Consider the following 22194-nt stretch of genomic DNA (forward strand, 5'->3'; position numbering starts at 1 on the left):
TATGACCCCGGACATCCCCGCATTCCCGACCCCGTCGGCGCGCGTCGCCGACCTCGTCGCGCAGATGACACTGGAGGAGAAGGCCGCTCAGATCGTCGGCTACTGGCTCGACCAGGGCGGCGACGTCGTCGCGCCGATGCAGAACGAGATGGCGGGGGATGCCGCGGGCGGCACCCTCGCCGAGACCACCCGGCACGGCATCGGCCACTACACCAGGGTGTACGGCACGCGGCCGGTGGATGCCGCGGAGCGCGCCGCCTGGCTCTGGACCGAGCAGCGGCGGCTGAAGCGCGAGACGCGCCTCGGCATCCCGGCGCTCGTGCACGAGGAGTGCCTGACGGGACTGGCCGCCTGGAAGGCGGCGACCTTCCCGACGCCGCTGGCCTGGGGTGCGTCGTTCGACCCCGAGCTGGTCGCTGAGATGGCATCGCTGATCGGGGAGTCGATGCGCAGCCTCGGCATCCATCAGGGTCTGGCGCCGGTGCTCGACGTCGTGCGCGACCCGCGCTGGGGTCGCGTCGACGAGTGCATCGGCGAGGACCCGTACCTGGTCGGGACGATCGGCACGGCGTTCGTGCGCGGGCTGCAGTCGTCCGGTGTCCACGCCACGCTCAAGCACTTCCTCGGGTACTCCGGCTCTCGGGCCGGTCGCAACCATGCACCGGTCCCGGCGGGGCCGCGCGAGATCTCCGACGTGTTCCTGCCGCCGTTCGAGATGGCCATTCGCGACGGCGGCGTCCGCAGCGTCATGAACAGCTACGCCGAGATCGACGGGATGCCGGTGGCGGCCGATCCGGACCTGCTCACGGGCCTGCTGCGCGAGAAGCTCGGCTTCGACGGCGTCGTGGTCGCGGACTATTTCGCGGTCGCCTTCCTCGAGGTCATGCACGCGGTGGCGACCGACCGCGGTCAGGCCGCCGCGCTGGCCCTCGCCGCCGGCATCGACGTCGAACTGCCCTCGGGCGACGCATATCTCGCGCCGCTGATCGAGCGGGTGCGCGTCGACGAGTTCGATGAGCGCTACCTCGATCGCGCGGTGATCCGCTTGCTGACGCAGAAGGAGGAGCTCGGGCTGCTCGAGCCCGGTGCCTTCGAGGACGACCCGCCGGCCGTGATCGATCTCGACACACCTCAGCACCGCGCACTCGCGCGACGTCTGGCCGCGGAGTCCCTGGTGCTGCTGTCGAACGACGGCGTCCTTCCGCTCGCGCGCACAGCACGCCGGATCGCGCTGATCGGGCCGAACGCCGACCGTGCCGACGCCCTGCAGGGCTGTTACTCGTTCGCGAATCATGTGCTCGCCCACCACCCCGAATACGAGATCGGCTTCGAGATCCCGACGGTGCGCGAGGCGCTCGTCGCGGCGCTGCCGGATGCCGAGATCGTCCACGTGCGCGGTGCGGATGTCGAGGGGGACGATCGGTCCGGTTTCGGTTCGGCGGCTGCTGCCGCGGCATCCTCCGATGTCGCGATCGTCGTCGTCGGCGACCAGGCCGGGCTGTTCGGCCGTGGCACGGTCGGTGAGGGCAACGACGTCGATTCCCTCGATCTGCCCGGCGTGCAGCGCGAGCTCGTGGAGGCACTGGTGGCGACGGGCACTCCGGTCGTCGTCGTGCTGATCACCGGGCGCCCGTACGCGATCGACTGGGCGCTCGACGCCGAGGGTGCACGGCCGGCCGCGGTGCTGCAGGGGTTCTTTCCTGGTGAGGCGGGCGGGACGGCGATCGCGGACGTGCTGATCGGCGACGTCTCGCCGTCCGGTCGGATGCCGGTGAGCCTGCCCCGGTCATCCGGTGCGCAGCCGTACAGCTATCTCCGCCCGATTCTCGGCGGACCGTCTGCGGTCACCGCGCTCGACTCGACGCCGCTGCGGCCGTTCGGCTTCGGCCTGTCGTACACGACGTTCGCGTACGACGCGTTCGCGGTGTCCGAGGAAGCCGAGACGGACGGGGGCTTCACCGCATCGGTCGTCGTGACGAACACCGGATCCCGTGACGGCGCGGATGTCGTCCAGCTGTACGGAAGGGACGTCACGGCCTCGCTCACGCGTCCCGTCGCGCAGCTGCTCGCGTATGCGCGGGTCGAGCTGTCCGCAGGCGAGAGCCGAACGGTGCGCTTCGCGGTCCCCGCGACGCGATTCGCCTTCACGAACCGCAGCCTGACGCGCGTCGTCGAGCCCGGGGAGGTGCGCGTGTGGGTCGGATCGCACGCCGCGGCTTCAGCCGCGGGCGAGATCTCCGATGCGACCGGGGGCGCCATCGCGAACGAGCGGGCGGCCGTGTGCCGCGACATCGGGGGCATGGCGACCGAAGCGGGCATGGTGATGCTGACAGGTGAGGTGCACGAGGTGACCGCGGCGGATGAGCGAATCGTGTCTGTCGTGGTCGAGGACACCAGCGTTGCGGCACGGCATCGATAACCTGGGCGGATGAACGAACGAGCGACGACGGTGGAAGGCGTGCGCCGCACCAACCTGGGCGAGGTCCTGCGGCTGGTGCACCATCAGGGCGCACGCTCGCGCGCGACGATCACGGCCGACACCGGACTGAACCGCTCGACCGTCGCGGACCTGGTTGCGGAGCTGGCGACGCGCGGCCTCGTCATCGAGCAGGAGCCGGACGCCACGCGCCGCGTGGGGCGGCCATCGCCCATCGTCGCGCCCAGCCCTGACATCGTCGCGATCGCCGTGAACCCCGAGGTCGACGCGATCGAGATCGGCGTGATCTCGCTCGGCGGAGCCGTGCACGAGCGCACCAGAGTCGCGTTTGCGCAGCCGCCGACGCCCGCGGAGGTCGTGACGGCGGTGTCGCGGTTCGTGCGGGACTGGCGCACCCGTGCGCCGCAGGCGCGGATCGTCGGCGTCGGCCTCGCTGTCCCCGCGCTCGTGCGTGCCGAGGACGGCATCGTGCGCCTCGCGCCGCACCTGGGGTGGCAGGACGAGCCGATCGCGGAGCAGCTCGGCGCCGCGCTGGAGGTTCCCGTCCACGTCGACAACGACGCGTCTCTCGGTGCACGTGCCGAGCGCCTGTTCGGTGCCGCGCGGGAGCACCATGACGTCGTCTATCTCAACGGCGGTGCGAGCGGCATCGGCGGTGGACTGATCCTGGACGGACGACTGATCTCCGGCGCCGGCGGATACGCCGGTGAGTGGGGGCAGACGCGGCCGGGCATCCTTTCGGACGACGACCGCCGAACCGACGGCGGCGTGCTCGAGGACGAGGTCAATCGCGCCCGGCTGCTGCACGAGGCCCGCCTCGGTGCGGTCGATGATGCGGCGCTCGCCGCCGTGCTCGCCGCGACCAGCGACGCCGGTATCGTCGCCGAGATCGACCGGCAGCGGCGCATCCTCATCGCGGCGCTGGCGAACGCGGTCAACGTGCTGAACCCCTCGATCGTCGTGCTGGGCGGGTTCCTCGCGATGCTCCGCGATCGCGACGCGGACGGCTTCGACGCACTCGTGCGCGCCGGTGCGCTGCAGGCGCCAGCCGAGCAGGTCGAGCTGAAGGCGGCTGCGCTCGGCGCCGATCGACTGCTGATCGGCGCCGCAGAGGCCGCGTTCGCGCCGTTGCTGGCCGACCCGCTGCGCGGCTGACGTTCCGACCGGACAACCGGGGCCGGACAGCCGTGGCCGGACGTTCCACGGACACGGTGACGAATCACGAACACGGTGACGAATCACGAACGAAACGGTCCGATCCGTCCGTGATTCGTCACAAGGTTCGTGATTCGTACGGGCCGAAGCGTCAGTAGTGCGCGCGCTCAGTGGTCGTGTCGGCGCCGAACCGGGCGGCGAGCGCTTCAGACGCTCGGGCGAGCATCGCGACATCCGCTCCGACCGCCACGAAGTCCGCGCCCTGCGCGATGTAGGCGTCAGCGCCCGCCGGGCCGAAGGCGTTCACCCCCACGGGCTTGCCCGCCGCCTTCACCGCGGCGAACGTGCGCGCCACGGCATCCAGAACCTCCGGATGCGCCTGCTCGCCGAGCCGACCGACGGATGCCGCGAGGTCGGACGGCCCGACGAACACGGCGTCCACACCGTCGACGGCTGCAATGTCGGCCGCGTGCTCCACCCCGGCGGAGGTCTCGATCTGCACGGTCAGCGAGACGTGCGCTGCGGCATCCTGCAGGTAGCCGTCCACGCGGTTCCAGCGGGCGCTGCGCGACAGAGCGCTGCCGACGCCGCGGATGCCGAGCGGGGGATACCTCGTCGCCGCGACCGCTGCGGCGGCCTCGTCGGCGGACGACACCATCGGCACGATGATGTTCTGTGCGCCCAGGTCGAGCACCTGCTTGATGATGACGGCGTCATTCCAGGGCACGCGCACGAGCGGTGCGACGGGGTAGGCGGCAACCGCCTGCAGCTGGGCGAGCACGCTCGACAGCGAGTTCGCCGAGTGCTCCATGTCGATCAGCAGCCAGTCGACGCCGGAGCCAGCGGCGATCTCGGCGATCATCGGGCTGCCGGAGCAGACCCACATGCCGATCTGCGGGCGGTCTGCTTCCGCGAGACGCTCGCGGAAGGACCGGGCTAGATGAAGCGGCATTCGATCGTTCCCATCTCGCGGTAGTCGCACAGGACGGTGTCGCCCTGAGACACCCACATCGGACGTGTGAACGATCCTGCCAGGATGATCTCCCCGGCCTCCAGCCGCGCGCCGTGCTGGTGGAACTTGTTCGCCAGCCACGCGACGCCCGCCGCCGGGTGTCCGAGGACTCCGGCGGCGACGCCGGTCTCCTCGATCTCGCCGTTGCGGCTGAGCACGCCGGGCACCCAGCGCAGGTCGATCTCATCAGGGCGCCTGCGCACCGTGCCGAGCACCATCGCGCCGTACGCGGCGTTGTCGCTGATCGTGTCCACGATCGTGCGGCCCTCGAGCTCGATGTGCGAGTTCAGCACCTCGAGGGCGGGGACCGCGTAGTCGATCGCGGCGATGGCGTCGTCCAGGGTGCAGTCCGGTCCCTCGAGTGGATGCCGGAGCACGAAGGCCAGCTCGACCTCGACGCGCACGTTCGAGAACGACGCGAACGGGATGTCGGCGCCCGATTCGTGCAGGGTGTCGTCGAACATCACTCCGTAGTCGGGCTCGGTGATCCCGGTTGCCCGCTGCATGGCCTTCGAGGTCAGCCCGATCTTGCGTCCGACCAGCCGGCGCCCTGAGGCGATCTGGGCATCCCGCCACACGCCCTGGATCGCGTACGAGTCGTCGATCGTCGCCTCGGGGAAGCGTGCGGTGATCCGCGGGATCACGCCATGCGTCCGATCGGCCTCCGCCAGTTCGGCGGCGATGTCTGCGATCTGCGTCGCTGTCAGCATCCGGAACTCCCTACAGCTGGTGGCCGAGCTTGTACTCGCCCTGTTTCCACTCCGGCATCCCCTCGTCCTCCGGCCGGGTGTAGCTGAAGCCGTCTGCGCCGATCGTCACCGCCATCTCGCTGTCGTCGGTGCGGGCGATGACCGGCTGCGGGTTGCCGTCGAGATCGAGCACCAGCGAGGCATCCGTGTACCAGGACGGCACGACGGGGTTGCCCCACCAGTCGCGGCGCTGGTTGTCGTGCACATCCCACGTGATGACGGGGTTGTCGGGGTCGCCCGTGTAGTAGTCCTGCGTGTACACCTCGACGCGGTGCCCGTCCGGGTCGCGCAGGTACAGGTAGAACGCATTGCTCACGCCGTGCCGACCAGGGCCGCGCTCGATCGCATCAGAGCGGCGAAGCGCCCCCAGCTTGTCGCAGATGGCGAGGATGTTGTGCTTCTCGTGTGTCGCGAAGCAGACGTGGTGCATGCGGGGTCCGTCGCCGCCGGTCATGGCGGTGTCGTGCACGGTGGGCTTGCGGCGCATCCAGGCGGCGTAGACCGTGCCCTCCTCGTCCTGGATGTCCTCCGTGACGCGGAAGCCGAGATCCTGCATGAACTTCACCGCTCGCGGCACATCGGGGGTGACCTGGTTGAAATGGTCGAGCCGCACGAGTTCGCCGGGGACGTGCAGGTCGTATCGCCACGACATCCGCTCGACGTGGTCGGTCTGGTGGAAGAACTCGTAAGGGAACCCCAGCGGGTCGACCACGCGCACCGAGTCGCCGATGCCCTTGACGAAGCCCTCCGGGTCGCGGCGGACGTCGCAGCCGAGCTCGGTGTAGAACGCGACGGCCCTGTCGAGGTCCGCGGGCTCCCGCACACGGTAGGAGAACGCCGCGACCGCGGCGACCGGTCCCTTGCGCAGTACGAGGTTGTGGTGGATGAACTCCTCGGTCGAGCGCAGGTAGATCGCCTCGTCGTCCTCCTCTGTCACGTACAGGCCGAGGATGTCGACGTAGAACGTGCGGGATGCCGCGAGGTCGGTCACCACGAGCTCCATGTAGGCGCAGCGCAGCACATCGGGCGGCGTCGCAGTCGGGGTCGGCGTCGGATCGGATGCCTGGATCGGGGCCTCCTGGCGCACGTAGAAACCGGAGGAGGTCAGTGTCATGTCATCGCGGTTCGTCATGTCAGCGTCCTTGCTGGGGGTGGTCCCTGAGCCCAGGGTCAGTTCTTGCCGAAGGTGGGGTTGTGGACCGCGCCGAGCGTGATGTGCACGGCCTGCTGGTCGGTGTAGAAGTCGATCGATCGGTAGCCGCCCTCGTGCCCGAGGCCCGAGGCCTTCACGCCGCCGAACGGGGTGCGCAGATCACGGACGTTGTTGCTGTTCAGCCACACCATGCCGGCTTCGACGGCGCCGGCGAAGTTGTGCGCGCGCTTCAGATCGTTGGTCCAGATGTAAGCCGCGAGGCCGTACTTCGTGTTGTTCGCGAGAGCGAGCGCCTCCTCGTCGGAGTCGAACGGCGTGATCGCGACGACGGGACCGAAGATCTCCTCCTGGAAGATCCGGGCGTCCGGGGACACGTCGGCGAAGACGGTCGGTGCGACGAAGTTGCCGTCGTCGAACCCGGCCGGCCGGCCTCCGCCGGCGACCAGGCGCGCCTCGGTCTTGCCGATCTCGACGTACGACATGACCTTCTCGTAATGCTCCGGGTGCACCAGGGCGCCCACCTCGGTCGTCGGGTCGTGCGGATAGCCCACGCGCACGCGCTGCGCCTGCGCGGCGTACCGCTCGACGAAATCGTCGTAGACACTGCGCTCGACCAGGATGCGGGAGCCCGCGGTGCAGCGCTCGCCGTTGAGGGAGAACACTCCGAAGATCGTGGCGTCGATCGCGGCATCCAGATCCGCGTCGGCGAACACGACCGCCGGCGACTTTCCGCCCAGCTCCATCGAGAGTCCTTTGAGGAACGGCGCGGCGTTCCCGAAGATGATCTGCCCCGTACGGCTCTCGCCGGTGAAGGAGATCAGCGGGACATCCGGATGCTTCACGAGCGCATCTCCGGCATCCTCGCCGAGACCGTTCACGAGGTTGAAGACGCCCTGCGGGAGCCCGGCCTCTTCGAAGATGCCTGCCCACAGCGAGGCCGACAGCGGGGTGAACTCGGCCGGCTTGAGCACCACCGTGTTGCCGGTCGCCAGCGCGGGGCCGAGTTTCCACGATTCGAGCATGAACGGGGTGTTCCACGGGGTGATGAGGCCGGCGACGCCGATCGGCTTGCGGTTGACGTAGTTGATCTGGCGACCCGGGACTTTGAACGTGTCGTCCGCCTGGGCGACGACGAGATCGGCGAAGAAGCGGAAGTTCTCGGCTGCGCGCCGGGCCTGGCCGAGCGCCTGCGTGATGGGAAGCCCGGAGTCGTAGCTCTCCAGTTCGGCGAGGCGCTGATCGCGGGACTCCACGATGTCAGCGATGCGGTGCAGCACTCGGCTCCGCTCGCGCGGCAGCATCCGGGGCCATGGCCCTTCGTCGAAAGCGCGCTTGGCTGCTGCGACGGCCACGTCGATGTCGGCCTTCTTGCCGGCGGATGCCGTGGTGTACGTCTCGTTGGACACGGGGTCCAGCACGTCGAACGCGTCGCCGTCCACCGAGTCGACGAACGCGCCGTCGATGTAGTGCCGGATGTGGTCGGGGATATCTGCGGGGATGCGGGAGTCGGTCATGGCTTCTCCATGGTTCAGAGGATGTGCATCCCGACGGCTTCGTCGGGATGCTCCTGGTCGAGGTAGGCGTCGAGAGTCGCGGCGTGGTGGCGGCGCGCGGCATGCTCGATCTCGTCGAGCGGCGCGCCGCTCTCGATGAGGGTGACGATCTGCTCGTGCTCCCGGACGGATTCGTGCGCGCGGCCGGGGACGAAGCTGAACGTGGAATCGCGCAGCCGGCCCAGCCGTGCCCACTCGAGCGTCACGAGCTCGTGCAGTCGCGGATTGGGGCACGGAGCGATGAGCGTCGCGTGGAAGCGCTGGTTGAGGGCGGTGAACGCGGACGGATCGAAGTGATCGAGCGTCTGGACCATCTCGTCGTTGATCGCGCGGGCCGCTCGCAGATCGTCCGGCGTGAGCGCGCGGGCCGCCATCGCCGTCGCCGTGCCCTCCAGGATGCTGAGGGCCTGCATGCTGTGCCGGTACTGGGCATCGTCGACCATGGCGACGCGAGCGCCGACGTTGTGCTCGAACTCGACGAGCCCCTCGGCCTCGAGCTGGCGGATGGCTTCGCGGACGGGGACGACGCTCATGTCGAGCTCGCTGGCGATCGTGCCGAGCACCAGGCGGTAGCCCGGGGTGTACGTCTGCGCGGCGATGCGCTCCTTGATCCAATGGTAGGCGCGCTGGGACTTGCTGAGCGTCGGGGCGGTCATGATCCGCTCCGCTCGTGGTAGCGGGCACGCCATTCGGCGTTCATCGGGAACAGCCCGTCGACGGGGTGCCCTGCAGCGACCTGCTCGGCGATCCAGGACTCTTCGGCCTCCTGCGCGATGGTGGCATCGGCGACCTCTTCGGCGAGGGATACGGGGATCACGATCACGCCGTCGCCGTCACCCACGATGATGTCGCCCGGCTGCACGGCGGCGCCGCCGCACGCGATCGTGACGTCGACCTCCCACGGGACGTGCTTGCGTCCGAGGACAGCGGGATGCGCGCCGCGCGAGAACACCGCGAACCCGCTCGCGGCGACTGCGTCGAAGTCGCGGACGCCGCCGTCGGTGACGACGCCGGCGGCCCCACGGGTCAGGGCGCGCAGGGCCATGATGTCGCCGAGCGTTCCCGTGCCGGCGTCTCCGCGGGCGTCGATCACGATGATCTCGCCCTCGTCGACGTTGTCGAACATGCGCTTCTGCGCGTTGTAGCCGCCGCCGTGCGAAGCGAACAGATCCTCGCGGAACGGCACGAAGCGCAGGGTCCTCGCCGATCCGACGATCTTGACGCCGGGGATGTTCGCGGTGACGCCGTCGATGAAGCACGCCGTGATGCCGCGCTTGCGCAACTGCGTGGACAGCCCGGCCGTCGGTGCGGCCTCGAGCTTGGCGCGCAGGGCCGGGTCCAGGCGTGGTGCGGCCTCGCTCGCTACGCCGGGGGTGTCGGTCGGTGCGCCCCACGCCTCGGCGCGCTGCAGGGCATCGACCGCCGGGAGTGAGCCGAGCGCCGCGTCGAAGGGGACTTCGCCCTGCACGACGGTCGTTCTGAGTCGGCCGGACGTCGTGCCCGCGGTATCCACTTCGACTTCCACGACGTCACCGGGGACGATGACGCTGGAACCCGCCGGTGTGCCGGTGAGGATGACGTCTCCGGTTTCGAGCGTGAAGTGCTGCGAGAGATCCGCGACGAGCTGGGGGAGCGGGAAGAGGAGGCCGGCGGTCGTGTCGTCCTGGCGGAGTTCGCCGTTCACCCAGGTGCGGATGCGCACGTCGGACGGATCGACGTCGCGCGCGTCGATGAGCCGCGGACCCAGCGGTGTGTAGCCGTCGCCACCTTTCGAGCGCACGTTCGCGCCCTTGTCGTTCGCACGCAGGTCGTACAGTCCGAGGTCGTCGGCTGCGGTGACCCAGGCCACGTGCGACCAGGCATCCTGCAGTGTCACGCGTCGGGCCGGCGTGCCGATGATCAGGGCGATCTCGCCTTCGAAGGCGAGCAGTTCCGTACCGGCCGGGCGTTCGACGGTGCCGTCGGATGCCGCGACGGAGCTCGCGGGCTTGAAGAAGTACGAGGGATGCGCCGGTCGTCTGCCGCGCTGCTCGGCGCGGGAGGCGTAGCTGAGGTGGATCGCGATGATCTTGCCCGGTCGGGCGATCGGGTCCGTCACGGGGCGCCTCCTTGCGTCGTGGTCGCTGCTCTTGTGCGACATATTCGAAATCGTATATCGTCGCCGTGCCGGGCGGCAAGCAATGATCCACCCGCCCTTCAGACGAAGACGTCGACCAAGGAGCATCAATGACTGATCACCCGGGTTTCACCCCGACCGGCACCATCGCGACATCCGCCGACCGGCGGCGAGTCGTGTTCGCCACCGTCGTCGGCACCACCGTCGAGTGGTACGACCAGTTCATATACGCGACCGCGGTGGCGCTCGTGTTCAACGAGCTGTTCTTCTCCGCGCTCGGCGCCAACAGCATCCTGCTCGGCATCGCCACGGTCGGGATTAGCTTCCTGTTCCGGCCTCTCGGCGCCTTCCTCGCGGGGCACTTCGGCGACCGGTTCGGACGCAAGACGGTGCTGATGTGGACGCTCATCCTTATGGGCGCGGCCACCGCGCTGGCCGAGCAGGCGGTCCGTCCGATCCGCGGGATGACGAAGGCGTAGGCCGGGTCGGCTGGCTGGCTGGCCGGTCCACCGGGCGCTGCTCGGCGCGCCGTCTGCCAGGATGAACGCATGAAGACGACTCAACTGCGCCGCTACGTGCTCGTCGACGGGGAGTACGACGCGTTCGTCGACTGGTGGGAGAAGTGGATGCCGCGGGTGCGCCCCGCGGCCGGATTCACGATCGAGTTCGCGTACGGGCTGCCGGAGACCAACGAGTTCGTGTGGGCGGTCAGTGCCGAGGGTGATGCGGAGGCGTTCCAGGCTCGCGAGGCCGACTACATGGCGTCCGCATCGCGTGCTGAGGCCTTCGACGGCGTGCCGCAGCGCGTCGCGTCCTACAACATCCGCCTGGTCGCAGAGCACACGCCGGCGAACTGATCTCACCGACGGCGCCGACGGGCGACGCGCTCGGTCGGACTTATCCCTTCGTCGGATGCTTCCGCAGTCTTGGCTCCGACCCCCGGGATCTCTCCGACGCGACGAGCGCGCGGGAGGCGGATGTCAGAGCGCGGGGGCTCACCCGCCGAGCGCCTCGCGCACGGCGTTCGCCGAGCGCGTGAGCCTGGCGGCGATGGCGTCATCGTCATGGCTGCTCGCCACGAAGACGACCGCTATGGCTGCCGGCCCGCGTCCTCGGACCGTCAGGGGGACGGCGACCGACCGCAACGTCGGGATGACCTCGTCGTGGCTGGTGGCATAGCCGTTCGCGGCGACGGCATCCAGTTCGTCCGTCAGGGCAGCGGGCAGAGCCCGCCGCGCTGACGGCCCCAGCTGCGCGAGAATCGCCTTGCCCGGGGCGCCGCGCGTGACGGGATGCCGCGTGCCGGGGCGCTGCGCGACGGGATTGACCGCGTGGCGAGGTTCGATGCTCACGAGAGTCACGCACTCGTCGTGGTCGAGCACCGTCAGGAAGCAGGTGACGCCGAGCTCGTTCGCGACGGCAGTGAGTTCGGGGAGCGCCTCGGCCTGCAGGTCGTGGGCGACGCCGGCGGCCAGCGCGGCGAGTCCGGCGCCGAGTTGCACGCGACCGCCGGAGTCGCGGCTCACGAGCGCGTGCTCTTCGAGCGTCCGTAGCAGTCGGTAGGCCACGGAGCGGTGCACTCCGAGGCGCGTCGCGATGTCGTCGATCATGAGCGGCTCGTGCGCGTCGGCGAGGATCTCGAGGATTCGGATGCCGCGACTGAGTGTCTGCGAGGCGGGGGTGTGATTCGGCGAGCCGGCCATGGAGGTCCTGTCGTTCGGGCAGGCTTGTCCGCCGGCATCCGCTTCGTATACGATCTGTTCAATAGTAGAACAGTGTGTTCGAATATAGAACACACTGAACGTCCTCCGCAAGGGATGGACGCACCCTCGACACTGTCGTCCGAGGAGGACACGATGCAGTTCCACCACCACGGCTACGTCTCGCAGGACCCGCGGGTGCTGCCGGAATCCGGCACGGGAGTCGACCGTCCGAGTCGGCTGCCGGACGAGGTCGATGTGCTCATCGTCGGCTCAGGGCCGGCTGGGATGCTGCTGGCAGCGCAGATGTCACAGTTCCCCGAGGTGACCACGCGGATCATCGAGAAGCGCGCCGGGCGGCTCGAACTCGGCCAGGCCGACGGCATCCAGCCCCGCAGCGTGGAGACGTTCCAGGCGTTCGGGTTCGCGGAGCGGATCATGGCGGAGGCCTACAACATCGGGTGGATGAACTTCTGGGGTCCCGATCCGGAGCATCCCGAGAACATCCGCCGCACGACGCGGACTGCCGATTACGCGTATGACATCTGCGAGTTCCCGCACCTCATCGTGAATCAGGCGCGCGTGCTGGACTACTTCGCGGAGGCCGCGGCGCACGGGCCAGGGCGGATCGCTCCCGACTACGGGGTCGAGTTCGTGGGTCTGAGGACGCACGAGGACGGCGAGTTCCCGGTCGCGGTCGGGGTGCGGGATGCCGGTGGAGAGCGGACGATCAGGGCGAAGTTCGTCGTGGGCTGCGACGGTGCGCGAAGCGGCGTCCGCGAGGCGATCGGGCGCATGCACGTCGGCGGGATCTCAGCGCACGCCTGGGGTGTCATGGACGTGCTCGTGAACACGGACTTCCCCGATTGGCGCACCAAGTGCGCGATCAACGCCGCGGCGGGCAACATCCTGCACATCCCGCGCGAGGGCGGCTATCTCAGCCGGATGTACATCGATCTCGGAGAGGTGGCGGAGAACGACGCGCATCGGGTGCGTGAGACACCCATCGAGACGATCATCGCTCGGGCCAATGCCATTCTGCATCCGTACTCGATCGACGTGAAAGAGGTCGCCTGGCACAGCGTCTACGAGGTGGGGCACCGCGTCACGGACGGCTTCGACGACGTGATCGACGGGTCAGGGCGCACGCCTCGTGTGTTCCTGACCGGGGACGCCTGCCACACGCACAGCGCGAAGGCGGGACAGGGAATGAACGTGTCGATGCAGGACGGCTTCAATCTGGGTTGGAAGCTCGGTGCCGTGCTCACCGGGCGGTCGCCTGCGACGCTGCTGGCGACCTACGGTGCGGAGCGCCGGCCGGTGGCGCAGCAGCTGATCGACTTCGATCGTGAGTGGTCGTCGCTGATGGCGCGCAAGCCGGAGGAGATCTCGGATCCCACCGACCTGGCCACGTACTACCTGGCGACGGCGGAGTTCCCTTCGGGGTTCATGACGCAGTACGGCCCCTCGATGCTCATCGCGTCGGATGCGCATCAGGCGCTCGCGGCGGGGTTTCCGCTCGGCAAGCGGTTCAAGTCGGCCGAGGTCGTGCGCGTCTGCGACGGCAACGTCGTGCACCTCGGTCATCACGCGAGGGCGGATGGCCGCTGGCGCGTGTACGCGTTCGGAGACCGGGACGGTTCGGCGCTGGTTTCGTGGGCTGCGGCGGCGACGAAGGTGTTCGCCCGCTTCACGCCGTCGGATGCCGATGCGGATGCCGTGTTCGACGTCAAAGCGATCTACCAGCAGCCGTTCGAGGAGGTGGAGTTCCCGTCGGTGCCTGCGCTGTTCCAGCCGACGACGGGGCCGCTCGGTTTGACGGACTGGGAGAAGGTGTACGCGGCGGGGCCGTCGAAGTGGACGGCGACGGATGTCTTCGCAGCACGCAAGCTGTCGCGAGATGGCGTCGTCGTCGTCGTGCGCCCGGACCAGTACGTGGCGGCGATCCTGCCGCTGGGCGCTGTGGCGGAGCTGGCGGAGTTCTTGGGCGGTGTGTTCCTGCCTGCTGCGTAGTCCGGCGGGAATGGTTCCGGGTCTGGTGCGTGTCGGAGGCCGGGCCTAGCGTGGTGTCGGGCGGGATGGTCTCGCCGTGGAGGTGTGTGCGTTATGGATTGGAAGATCGAGCTGATCTTCGTTCCGGTGACAGACGTCGACCGGGCGAAGGACTTCTACGTAAAGATCGGCTTCAACGCCGACCACGATCAGACACCGTACGAAGGCTTGCGGTTCGTGCAGATGACGCCGCCCGGATCGGCGTGTTCGATCGCGTTCGGAACCGGGATGGGCATCGATCTCGAGCCGGGTCAGCAGAACACGATCCAGGTCGTCGTACCGGATGCGGATGCCGCGATGGCGCAGCTGCGCGACGTGGGCGTGGATGCCCAGGGTGTCGACGAGCAGGCGTGGGGTCGCTTCGTCACGTTCGACGATCCGGACGGCAACACGTGGACGCTGCAGGAACTGCCCGACTACTCGGCGCAGAGCTGACGCGAAGGGGGCGTGCGTCGTGAGGGCGGAGTCGCCCGAGCAGGCTGCGTTGGTCGAGCGCCTTCGCAGCCTGCTCGCTGCCGAGCCGACCGTACGTGAGGTCTCGATGTTCGGCGGACGATCGATCATGGTGAACGAGAAGATGGTCGTCGCCGCGCAGCGCGATGGGGCGCTGCGCGTGCGGGTCGCAGCGGATCAGCATCAGGAGCTGCTCACGAGGCCCGGTGCAGCGCAGGCCGAGATGGGTGCAGGGCGGGCGATGGGACCGGGGTGGATCGAGGTCGCGCCTGCAGCGATCGCGGACGATCACCTGCTCGCAGACTGGCTCGCCGTCGCTATGGTGCACAACCGTGCTGTGACCGGTCGGGTGGAGTAGTTGCCGTTCTCACGAAGCATCCTCCCGATGCATCTCATTCGGCTCCCGAGCTACCCGCCGACCCACTCCGGAAGGAGCGGCCGCGGACTGCGCCACTGCTGGGCGGGGTCCCACCAGGCGGGGCCGCGGATCTGGGTCTGCCCTCGATCACTCGGATCTGCCATCCGGAGTGGTCGATCGTGCGGTGATGCCAGAAGCACAGCGGCACACCGTTATCGGTGCTGGTGGCGCCGCCGCGCGAGTGCTATCCACACGGTCGCAACAGCCCGCTGCCGAGCGACTCCGGTGGCGTCGCTCGCTCGGCCAGCCGCAGGGACGGCGCGACCGCGACGCCGTGACGCATCGGCGGCCCGCGGTGCCTGCGCGTCGCCCACGCGTCACCTACCCCTCGCCGCGACCCGCCGATCCCCACCCTTCGAGCACGTCCTGCAGCACGCGCGAACTCGCCTCCGCCGCATCCCAGGTGACGATGTGCCCGGCATCCGGAACGACGTGCTCGATGACGCCCTCGGTCCGCGCCCACCGGGGCATGGCCGTCGCGATGTTCCCTGTGCGGTCGAGCGCGCCGCGCACGAGGCCGAGCGGCACGGGCGTGCGATACCCGGGATCAGGATCAACGAAGGAGACCGTGGCGCGCCAGACATCCAGGAAGACGGACTTCGGCATCCGGGCGAACACCGCCTCGGTCCGAGCGATCGCCTCCGGCGAGACGGCCGACGCCCGCGCCATGAGGCCGGGGAGCCGGCGCGCCGGAACCAACGCCAGCGACGGCGCCGCGAGCCGCAGCGCGAGGCGCTCCCACCAGGAGAGGGGGCCCGCGTTCCACGTCGAATCCATCACGATCAGCCCCGCCGCCCGCTCCGGGTGCGCGCGCACGAACGCCTGCGCGAGGTTGCCTCCGAGCGAGTGACCCACCAGCACAGCTGAGTCCACCTGGCACGCGTCCAGGAGAACAGTCAGGTCATCGAGCGCGTCGGCGGCCGTGAAGCGGGATGCCGCGGTGAGCGTGGATTCGCCGTGCCCGGGGAGATCCCAGGAGATGACCCGGAACCCCGCCGCCGCGAGCGCCGCGCTCTGCGCCTCGAACATGGTCCGGTCCATACCGGCGCCGTGGCACATCACCACGGGAAGACCGTCCCCGCCGTGATCGACGAACGCGATCTCGGCGTGCTCGCGCGCGAGTCTCTGCACGGAGGGCGTCATCCGTCGACCAGCGCGAACACGGCGTCGGGGGCTCCGGCCGGGAACAGCGGCCGCGTGCCCTCCCGCAGGTCGTCGATGGGGAGCCATCTCACGGGCGAGCCCTCGTCGAGGATGCGCAGCTCGGCATCCAGAGGCAGCGCATCCAGCCCGGCGCAGTCCACAGCGAAGACGTGCGCGATCTCGTGCCCCGGCTCGCCCTCGTACGTGAAGATGTTCTCCGTCACGGCCAGCAGACGGGAGCCGTCGAGCGCGACCCCCAGCTCCTCCATGAACTCGCGCCGCAGCGCCTCATCGGCGCGCTCGCCGAACTCGATGCCGCCGCCGATCGCACGGTAGAAGTCCTGGCCGATCGATTGGTCCCGTCCGACGAGCACGAGGACATGCCCGTCCTTCACAGGCAGGCCCACACTGATGTTCCGGATCCGCGGCATCCGCTCAGCCTACGTCGTGCCGATCTCTCGACGGCGGTCGGCGCCGGGAATACCCTGGCGTCGACGGGCGCTGTGTTGTGAGCATGTTCGCGGACCGTCACGCGGCGGCAGAGATGGTGGGGTCGGATGGAAGGTCTCGAGATCACAGTCCTGCTCGGACTGACGATCCTGGTGGGGACGATGCTCGCGCCGCGCGTGCGCCTCGCGCTCCCGCTGGTGCTGGTCGTCTTCGGCCTGCTGCTCGGGTTCGTGCCCGAGCTGCGTGAGGTGCAGCTTCCGCCCGAGACCGTGCTGCTGCTGTTCCTGCCCGTGATGCTCTTTTGGGAGAGCCTCACCACGTCGCTGCGATCGATCCGCCGCGACTTCCGGTACATCCTGCCGATGAGCACTCTTCTCGTGGTCGCCTCGGCCTTCGCGGTCGCCGGTGTCGCCGTGCTGTTCGGGATGCCGTGGGAGATCGCCCTCATTCTCGGAGCCGCCGTCGCGCCACCGGACGCCACAGCCGTCGCCGCTCTCGGACGACTGCTGCCGCAGCGCAGTTTCATGAAGCTGAAGGCCGAGAGCCTCACCAACGACGGCACCGCACTCGTCCTGTACGCCATCGCCGTATCCCTGGCGGTCGGCGGTCAGGTGACGCCGCTGTCGGTCACATGGACCGTGATCGTCTCGTACGCCGGCGGCGTCGTGACCGGCGTCGCGGTGGCGGCCGCCGCCTGGCTGCTGCTGCGACGTGTGCGGACGACCATCACGATCAACGTGGCGCTGCTGCTCGTGCCGTTCACCGCCTTCCTGATCGCCGAGATGATGCATGCCTCCGGCGTGCTCGCCGTGGTCGTGGCCGGTCTGATCGCGGCGTACATCAGCCCGCAGATCAGCACGGCGGCATCGCGCAGGCAGGCGGAGGCGGTCTGGCCGTTCGGGGTGTTCCTGCTGAACGGCGCGCTGTTCGTGCTCATCGGACTCGAGGTGCAATGGGTCGTGCACGAGACGTCGCTGCGCGAGGTCGGCAGGCTGGTGCTCGTCACCCTCGCCGTCTGGGCGACGCTGCTGATCGTGCGGTTCCTGTTCCAGCTCCTCTCCGTCCCGTTCCAGCGCATCGGCGGAGGCACCGCGCATCCGCGCGGCCTGCGCACGCGGGCGCAGCTGGTCAGCACGGTCGCCGGTATGCGGGGAGCGGTGTCTCTGGCCATCGCACTGTCCGTGCCGCTCACGACAGCCACGGGGTCGACGCTGGAAGGACGCAACGAGGTCATCTTCGTCACCGCCGGCGTCATCCTGCTCAGTCTGCTCGTGCAGGGGCCGCTTCTGCCCGCCGTCGTCCGCTGGGCAGGGTTCCCGGTCGATCACGCCGCGGACGAGGAGTACGAGCTCGCCGAGCGTGCGATCTCGGGCGCTGCGATGTCCGCCCTGGACGCCCTTGCCGCCGAACACGGTATCAGCGATGACGTCCGCGATCGGATCCGCCGCGACGGATACGAGGCGCTCGAGCTCGCGAACGCCCGGGCGATGGCGAGGGAGCGGGCGCTGATCGACGCGGAGGTCGGGGCGATGGAGGACATGCTGGCGGCGCCCGATCCGCTGGCACCAGGCGCACCTGACACCCTCGCGGAGCCCGCGGGAAGCGCATCGGCGAACGACGGCCGCGTCCTTCAGATCGTGGCGACATCGGCCGACGTCGACCTGATGCAGCGCTCGCCGCTCGTGCGCCACGACCAGTACTCGCGCCTGAAGCTCGTCCTGCTGGACCACAAGCGCGAGGTCCTGCTCGGACTCAGACGCGCGGGAACCGTCGACGATCTCGTCGTGCGCCGCCTGTCGGCCCGTCTCGACCTCGAGCAGGTGCGCCTGCAGGGCATCGAAGAGATCGACTGAGTCGATGACCTGGACATGACACGCGTCATGTCCAGGTCGTGACATCGCCCTCCGGCGCACGCCTCGGCACTGGCGCGACGCTGGAGGCATGAACACCATCACACAGGCGCAGCCGGCGTCGATCGGCACGGACGCCGGTGCCGTCATCGACGTCGCCGGGCTCCGCCGGCACTTCGGGCACGGCGACCGTCGGGTCCGGGCGGTCGACGACGTCACGCTCCGCATCTCGCGCGGCGAGGTCGTCGCGCTGCTCGGCCCGAACGGCGCCGGGAAGACGACCACGCTCGACATCCTGCTCGGGCTCTCCGAGCCGAGCGCCGGCACGGTCCGCGTGCTGGGCGAGCGCCCGGAACAGGCGACGGCGCGGGGCGCGATCGCCGCCGTGCTGCAAACCGGCGGGCTGCTGTCCGACCTCACCGTCCGCGAGACCGTGAGCCTGGTGGCGTCGCTCTACGGCCGCGCCGCGCTCGTCAGGGTGCCGGAGGTGCTCGAACGTGCCGACGTCGCCGGCCTCGCCCGCCGCCGCGTGTCGAAGTGCTCCGGCGGCGAGCAGCAGCGCATCAAGTTCGCGCTCGCCCTCGCGGCCGATCCCGAGATCCTCGTCCTCGACGAGCCCACCGCCGGGATGGACGTCACGGCCCGTCGCCACTTCTGGGACGTCATGCGCGCGGATGCCGCGGCCGGGCGCACCATCGTCTTCGCGACGCACTACCTCGAAGAGGCCGAGCAGTTCGCTCACCGCACGGTCGTCATGCACCGGGGCAGGGTGGTCGCCGATGCGCCGACCGCGCAGCTGCGCGCAGGTCTCGGCGCGCGACTCGTCTCGGCCACGCTGCCCGATGGTGCTGATGCCGCACAGGCGCTCGCTGCGCTGGGCGCACACGACGGCGTCACCGACCTGCGCCGCGACGCCGATCGCGTCAGCCTCCGCGCCATCGATTCGGATGCGGCGGCGCGCGTCCTGTTGGCATCGGGTGCCAGCGATCTGGAGATCACCGCTCCCACCCTCGAAACCGCCTTCACCGCTCTCACGGAGGACTGATCATGCTCATCTCACCGACCATGCTGCGCATCGAGGGCGTCCGTCAGCTGCGCAACCCCTACACGCTCGCGTTCACGCTGACGATGCCCGTGGTGATGTACCTGCTGTTCGGCGCGAGCGCTTCGTACGGCGGGCAGACCGCCGGTCACGGGAACGTCTCGTTCTACGTCATGGTCTCGATGGCGGCCTACGGCACGGCCATCGCCATGAGCTCGCTGACCTCTCTCGCCGCCGCCGAGGCGAAGCAGGGCTGGGGGCGTCAGCTCGCGATGACCCCGCTCCGAACGGCCGGGTACGCCGCGACCAAGCTCATCACCGCCGTGGCGTTCGCCGCCCTCGCCCTCATCGCGGTCTTCACCGCCGGGGTGCTCACCGGCGCCGCGGCCGATGACCTCTGGCGATGGGCCGCCTGCGCGGGGATCATCCTCGGCCTCGGCCTGATGTACGGGCTCTACGGCCTCGGGGTCGGTCTGTTCTTCCCCTCGGATTCCGCAGCCGCCCTGGCATCCATCTCCCTGACGTTCTTCGCGTTCTTCGGCAACGTGTTCATGCCGCTCAGCGGTGTCATGCTCGACATCGCCCGCTTCACGCCGCTGTACGGTTACGTGGCGCTCAGTCGCTGGCCGCTCACCGAGGGGGCATTGACCACCGGCGGCGGCGACCCGCTGTGGGCGGTGCTGCTGAACATCACAGCCTGGCTGATCGTGTTCGTCCTGCTCGTGTCCGCCGGCGTAAGGCGTGCGCGTTCGCGCCGCTGACGCACGACGGATCTGGCAAGGTGGGAACGATGGCCCCTGACAACGCCGCCGGAGTGAAGCAGCCGTGGGAGCGGTTCGCCACGTTCATGGCGCTCGTCTGGCTGGTCTTCCTGATCTACCCGGTGGTGGCGCTGGTGCGGTCGGATGCGGCGACCGGCTGGATCATCGTCGGCTGGGTCGCTCTCGTGGTCTTCATCGTGCTCTACGTCGTCGGCGCGCTCCGGGGCATGCGCAGCGGGCGGCGGATCGGCGCACCGGCCGGGCCCGAACCCTGGCTCTTCTATGCGGGGCTGATCGTCTGCGCGCTGCTGTCGTTCCCTGCGGTCGGCGGTGCAGTGCTGAGCTTCCTGCCGTTCATCATGTCGTTCGCCTCGTACGGGCTCACCGTCGTGTGGCACTGGATCACGATCGCTGTGGCCCTGATCATCGCCGCCCTGTTCGTGCTGCTCAGCCCCGGCGGCTTCGGCTACGTCTCGCTGCTCATCATCATCGCGCTGCTGGCCGTGGTGAACACGGTGTCGACGACGCTGATCAACCGCTCGGCCCAGGCCGAGCGCCTCGGCCTCGAGCTGGCAACGAGCGAGGGCCGAGAGGCCGTCGCCAGAGACGTGCACGATCTGATCGGGCATTCGCTGACCGTCGTGCGGTTGAAGTCGCAGCTCGCGCGGCGTCTGATCGACTCCGACCCCGAGCGCGCCAAGGCCGAACTCGCGGACATCGAAACCCTCACTGCCGAAGCGATCGCAGGGGTCAGAGCGACCGTGTCCGGAGTCCGTCCGGTCGCGCTCGCCGACCAGCTCGCCGCCAGCGGTGACGCCCTCCGTTCTGCCGGCGTGGAAGTCGTGGTCGACGGCGACCCGGCGGCGCTGTCGCCCGCGCAGGCGCTCACCGCGACCTGGATCGTCCGGGAGGCCACGACGAACGTGCTGCGCCATGCCGCGGCATCCCGTGTACAGGTCCGCGTGGCCACCGGCCAGCTGTCGATCGTCGACGACGGGCGAGGGCGCGGCGGCCCCGAGGGCAACGGCATCCGGGGGATGCGGGAGCGGGCGGCCGCCGCCGGGGCGCGGCTCACGGTCGACGACGAACCGGCCGGTGGCACGGTCGTGGAGGTGACGTGGTGAGCGACAGCATCCGATTGGTGATCGCCGACGACCAGGCGCTCGTGCGCGGCGCGCTCGCCGCGCTGCTCGAACTCGAAGGCGACCTCGTGGTCGTCGGAGCCGCGGCGGACGGCGACGAGGCGGTGCGCCTGGTGAGCGAGCTCGCGCCGGACGTGTGCCTGATGGACATCCAGATGCCCGGCGCCGACGGCATCGACGCGACCAGACGGATCCGGCAGGCGAACGAGGGCACGCGGGTGCTGGTCGTCACGACGTTCGCCCGCCCCGGCTACCTGCGGCAGGCTCTGGATGCCGGGGCGAGCGGGTTTGTCGTGAAGGACACTCCGGCCGAACAGCTCGCCGATGCCGTGCGGCGCGTGCACGCGGGTCACCGGGTCCTGGATCCGGCGCTCGTCGAGGAGAGCCTGTTCACCGGGGCGAACCCGCTCAGCGAGCGTGAACGCGAGGTGCTCCGGCTCGCCGCGGATGGTCGAGCGGCGGCCGCGATCGCCGCCGAGGTGTTCCTGTCCGCTGGCACCGTGCGCAACCACCTGTCGTCGGCGATCGGCAAGACCGGCGCCGCGAACCGTGCGCAGGCGGTGCGCATCGCGCAGGACCGCGGCTGGATCTGAGCGACGCTGTGCTCGCCGGTCCGCCATCTGGGGCCGCCATGTGCCCGTGCCGTGCCGTCGCGTGCCGTGTCTTCGCGTGCTCGGGCACAGATGCACGACGCGGGAACGGATGCACGGCCGGAAATCGGTTCTCGGTCGTGCGGGTGTTCCCGAGTCGTGCAAATGTACTGGGCTGTGGGCGACGCCGGGGTGCGGGCCGGGGCCGGGGTGCGGGCGACGCCGGGGTGCGGGCGACGACGGGGTGCGGGCGGTGCCGTGCCGTCGCGTGCTCGGGCACAGGTGCACGACGCGGGAACGGATGCACGGCCGGAAATCGGTTCTCGGTCGTGCGGGCGTTCCCGAGTCGTGCAACTGTACTGGGCTGTGGGCGACGCCGGGGTGCGGGCCGGGGCCGGGCCAGCTCAACTGTGGGACT

General features: G+C 69.6%; 20 protein-coding genes and 1 pseudogene. 12 read left to right on the plus strand and 9 right to left on the minus strand.

Annotation, left to right across the window (positions count from 1 at the left end; translation table 11 throughout):
* Position 1 precedes the first annotated feature (1 nt).
* Together ACWAT3_RS07865 and ACWAT3_RS07870 are read left to right on the plus strand one after the other, a co-directional pair.
* Positions 2-2419, plus strand: a complete 2418-nt coding sequence (locus ACWAT3_RS07865) for a beta-xylosidase/alpha-l-arabinosidase (RefSeq protein ID WP_460797292.1) — start codon at positions 2-4, stop codon at positions 2417-2419.
* Positions 2420-2428: 9 nt separating this feature from the next.
* Positions 2429-3592, plus strand: a complete 1164-nt coding sequence (locus ACWAT3_RS07870; protein ID WP_460797293.1) for an ROK family transcriptional regulator — start codon at positions 2429-2431, stop codon at positions 3590-3592.
* 151 nt (positions 3593-3743) lie between these two features.
* Here the strand turns inward: ACWAT3_RS07870 and ACWAT3_RS07875 are convergent, their stop codons facing one another.
* The 6 genes from ACWAT3_RS07875 to ACWAT3_RS07900 are packed head-to-tail and all read right to left on the minus strand — an operon-like array spanning position 3744 to position 10199.
* On the minus strand, positions 3744-4544 hold the full coding sequence (locus ACWAT3_RS07875; RefSeq protein ID WP_460797296.1) for an HpcH/HpaI aldolase family protein: 801 nt from the start codon (positions 4542-4544) through the stop codon (positions 3744-3746).
* Complete coding sequence (locus ACWAT3_RS07880) at positions 4529-5314, minus strand: 2-keto-4-pentenoate hydratase (protein ID WP_460797298.1); 786 nt, start codon at positions 5312-5314, stop codon at positions 4529-4531. The genes ACWAT3_RS07875 and ACWAT3_RS07880 overlap by 16 nt, the downstream gene beginning before the upstream one ends.
* A gap of 10 nt (positions 5315-5324) precedes the next feature.
* Positions 5325-6485 (minus strand): 3,4-dihydroxyphenylacetate 2,3-dioxygenase, encoded by a 1161-nt coding sequence (gene hpaD, locus ACWAT3_RS07885; RefSeq protein WP_460797300.1) that lies wholly within the window; start codon positions 6483-6485, stop codon positions 5325-5327.
* A gap of 38 nt (positions 6486-6523) precedes the next feature.
* Positions 6524-8020 carry a 5-carboxymethyl-2-hydroxymuconate semialdehyde dehydrogenase gene (gene hpaE, locus ACWAT3_RS07890; RefSeq protein ID WP_460797302.1) on the minus strand — a complete coding sequence of 499 codons (1497 nt, stop codon included), beginning with the start codon at positions 8018-8020 and terminating at the stop codon, positions 6524-6526.
* 14 nt (positions 8021-8034) lie between these two features.
* Positions 8035-8715, minus strand: a complete 681-nt coding sequence (locus ACWAT3_RS07895) for a GntR family transcriptional regulator (RefSeq protein ID WP_460797304.1) — start codon at positions 8713-8715, stop codon at positions 8035-8037.
* Positions 8712-10199, minus strand: a complete 1488-nt coding sequence (locus ACWAT3_RS07900) for a fumarylacetoacetate hydrolase family protein (protein WP_460797306.1) — start codon at positions 10197-10199, stop codon at positions 8712-8714. Before ACWAT3_RS07900 ends, ACWAT3_RS07895 begins: the two co-directional genes overlap by 4 nt.
* Positions 10200-10285: 86 nt before the next feature.
* On the opposite strand from ACWAT3_RS07900, the pseudogene ACWAT3_RS07905 reads away from it, so the two are divergent.
* Positions 10286-10609 (plus strand): annotated as a pseudogene (locus ACWAT3_RS07905) (MFS transporter); the annotation flags it as partial.
* A 114-nt stretch (positions 10610-10723) separates the two neighbouring features.
* Positions 10724-11032, plus strand: a complete 309-nt coding sequence (locus ACWAT3_RS07910) for a hypothetical protein (RefSeq protein WP_460797308.1) — start codon at positions 10724-10726, stop codon at positions 11030-11032.
* 138 nt (positions 11033-11170) lie between these two features.
* Here ACWAT3_RS07910 and ACWAT3_RS07915 read toward each other — a convergent pair whose 3' ends face one another.
* Positions 11171-11878 (minus strand): IclR family transcriptional regulator, encoded by a 708-nt coding sequence (locus tag ACWAT3_RS07915; protein WP_460797310.1) that lies wholly within the window; start codon positions 11876-11878, stop codon positions 11171-11173.
* Between the two features lie 153 nt (positions 11879-12031).
* Between ACWAT3_RS07915 and ACWAT3_RS07920 the strand changes: the two genes are divergently transcribed.
* From ACWAT3_RS07920 to ACWAT3_RS07930, 3 genes are all read left to right on the plus strand, one after another.
* Positions 12032-13888, plus strand: a complete 1857-nt coding sequence (locus ACWAT3_RS07920; RefSeq protein ID WP_460797311.1) for an FAD-dependent monooxygenase — start codon at positions 12032-12034, stop codon at positions 13886-13888.
* A gap of 93 nt (positions 13889-13981) precedes the next feature.
* Positions 13982-14362 (plus strand): VOC family protein, encoded by a 381-nt coding sequence (locus tag ACWAT3_RS07925; RefSeq protein WP_460797313.1) that lies wholly within the window; start codon positions 13982-13984, stop codon positions 14360-14362.
* 49 nt (positions 14363-14411) lie between these two features.
* Complete coding sequence (locus ACWAT3_RS07930) at positions 14412-14738, plus strand: TfoX/Sxy family protein (protein WP_460797315.1); 327 nt, start codon at positions 14412-14414, stop codon at positions 14736-14738.
* Positions 14739-15119: 381 nt separating this feature from the next.
* Here ACWAT3_RS07930 and ACWAT3_RS07935 read toward each other — a convergent pair whose 3' ends face one another.
* Together ACWAT3_RS07935 and ACWAT3_RS07940 are read right to left on the minus strand one after the other, a co-directional pair.
* Positions 15120-15941 (minus strand): alpha/beta fold hydrolase, encoded by an 822-nt coding sequence (locus ACWAT3_RS07935; RefSeq protein WP_460797317.1) that lies wholly within the window; start codon positions 15939-15941, stop codon positions 15120-15122.
* Entirely contained in the window at positions 15938-16372 is a 435-nt protein-coding gene (locus tag ACWAT3_RS07940; RefSeq protein WP_460797319.1) for an NUDIX hydrolase, read from the minus strand. The genes ACWAT3_RS07935 and ACWAT3_RS07940 overlap by 4 nt, the downstream gene beginning before the upstream one ends.
* 126 nt (positions 16373-16498) lie before the next feature.
* Here ACWAT3_RS07940 and ACWAT3_RS07945 point away from each other — a divergent pair, with 126 nt between their 5' ends.
* The 5 genes from ACWAT3_RS07945 to ACWAT3_RS07965 all read left to right on the plus strand — a co-directional run bounded on the left by ACWAT3_RS07945 (position 16499) and on the right by ACWAT3_RS07965 (position 21779).
* A complete protein-coding gene (locus tag ACWAT3_RS07945; protein WP_460797321.1) occupies positions 16499-18244 on the plus strand; it encodes a Na+/H+ antiporter in 1746 nt (581 codons plus the stop codon).
* 88 nt (positions 18245-18332) lie between these two features.
* Complete coding sequence (locus ACWAT3_RS07950) at positions 18333-19286, plus strand: ABC transporter ATP-binding protein (RefSeq protein WP_460797323.1); 954 nt, start codon at positions 18333-18335, stop codon at positions 19284-19286.
* A gap of 2 nt (positions 19287-19288) precedes the next feature.
* Positions 19289-20044: an ABC transporter permease gene (locus ACWAT3_RS07955; RefSeq protein ID WP_460797325.1), complete on the plus strand. Its 756-nt coding sequence runs from the start codon at positions 19289-19291 to the stop codon at positions 20042-20044.
* Between the two features lie 29 nt (positions 20045-20073).
* Entirely contained in the window at positions 20074-21168 is a 1095-nt protein-coding gene (locus tag ACWAT3_RS07960; RefSeq protein ID WP_460797327.1) for a sensor histidine kinase, read from the plus strand.
* A complete protein-coding gene (locus ACWAT3_RS07965) occupies positions 21165-21779 on the plus strand; it encodes a response regulator (RefSeq protein ID WP_460797329.1) in 615 nt (204 codons plus the stop codon). The genes ACWAT3_RS07960 and ACWAT3_RS07965 overlap by 4 nt, the downstream gene beginning before the upstream one ends.
* Positions 21780-22194 lie beyond the last annotated feature (415 nt).

The sequence above is a fragment of the Microbacterium sp. GXF0217 genome, assembly GCF_054798195.1.

Excerpts from the sequence above, each read along its gene's own strand:
- ACWAT3_RS07940 (WP_460797319.1), bottom strand. The coding sequence starts at position 16,372 with ATGCCGCGGATCCGGAACATCAGTGTGGGCCTGCCTGTGAAGGACGGG.
- ACWAT3_RS07910 (WP_460797308.1), top strand. The coding sequence starts at position 10,724 with ATGAAGACGACTCAACTGCGCCGCTACGTGCTCGTCGACGGGGAGTAC.
- ACWAT3_RS07950 (WP_460797323.1), top strand. The coding sequence starts at position 18,333 with ATGAACACCATCACACAGGCGCAGCCGGCGTCGATCGGCACGGACGCC.
- ACWAT3_RS07960 (WP_460797327.1), top strand. The coding sequence starts at position 20,074 with ATGGCCCCTGACAACGCCGCCGGAGTGAAGCAGCCGTGGGAGCGGTTC.
- ACWAT3_RS07865 (WP_460797292.1), top strand. The coding sequence starts at position 2 with ATGACCCCGGACATCCCCGCATTCCCGACCCCGTCGGCGCGCGTCGCC.
- ACWAT3_RS07945 (WP_460797321.1), top strand. The coding sequence starts at position 16,499 with ATGGAAGGTCTCGAGATCACAGTCCTGCTCGGACTGACGATCCTGGTG.
- ACWAT3_RS07895 (WP_460797304.1), bottom strand. The coding sequence starts at position 8,715 with ATGACCGCCCCGACGCTCAGCAAGTCCCAGCGCGCCTACCATTGGATC.
- hpaD (WP_460797300.1), bottom strand. The coding sequence starts at position 6,485 with ATGACGAACCGCGATGACATGACACTGACCTCCTCCGGTTTCTACGTG.
- ACWAT3_RS07880 (WP_460797298.1), bottom strand. The coding sequence starts at position 5,314 with ATGCTGACAGCGACGCAGATCGCAGACATCGCCGCCGAACTGGCGGAG.
- ACWAT3_RS07955 (WP_460797325.1), top strand. The coding sequence starts at position 19,289 with ATGCTCATCTCACCGACCATGCTGCGCATCGAGGGCGTCCGTCAGCTG.
- hpaE (WP_460797302.1), bottom strand. The coding sequence starts at position 8,020 with ATGACCGACTCCCGCATCCCCGCAGATATCCCCGACCACATCCGGCAC.
- ACWAT3_RS07920 (WP_460797311.1), top strand. The coding sequence starts at position 12,032 with ATGCAGTTCCACCACCACGGCTACGTCTCGCAGGACCCGCGGGTGCTG.
- ACWAT3_RS07875 (WP_460797296.1), bottom strand. The coding sequence starts at position 4,544 with ATGCCGCTTCATCTAGCCCGGTCCTTCCGCGAGCGTCTCGCGGAAGCA.
- ACWAT3_RS07900 (WP_460797306.1), bottom strand. The coding sequence starts at position 10,199 with ATGTCGCACAAGAGCAGCGACCACGACGCAAGGAGGCGCCCCGTGACG.
- ACWAT3_RS07915 (WP_460797310.1), bottom strand. The coding sequence starts at position 11,878 with ATGGCCGGCTCGCCGAATCACACCCCCGCCTCGCAGACACTCAGTCGC.
- ACWAT3_RS07935 (WP_460797317.1), bottom strand. The coding sequence starts at position 15,941 with ATGACGCCCTCCGTGCAGAGACTCGCGCGCGAGCACGCCGAGATCGCG.
- ACWAT3_RS07925 (WP_460797313.1), top strand. The coding sequence starts at position 13,982 with ATGGATTGGAAGATCGAGCTGATCTTCGTTCCGGTGACAGACGTCGAC.
- ACWAT3_RS07870 (WP_460797293.1), top strand. The coding sequence starts at position 2,429 with ATGAACGAACGAGCGACGACGGTGGAAGGCGTGCGCCGCACCAACCTG.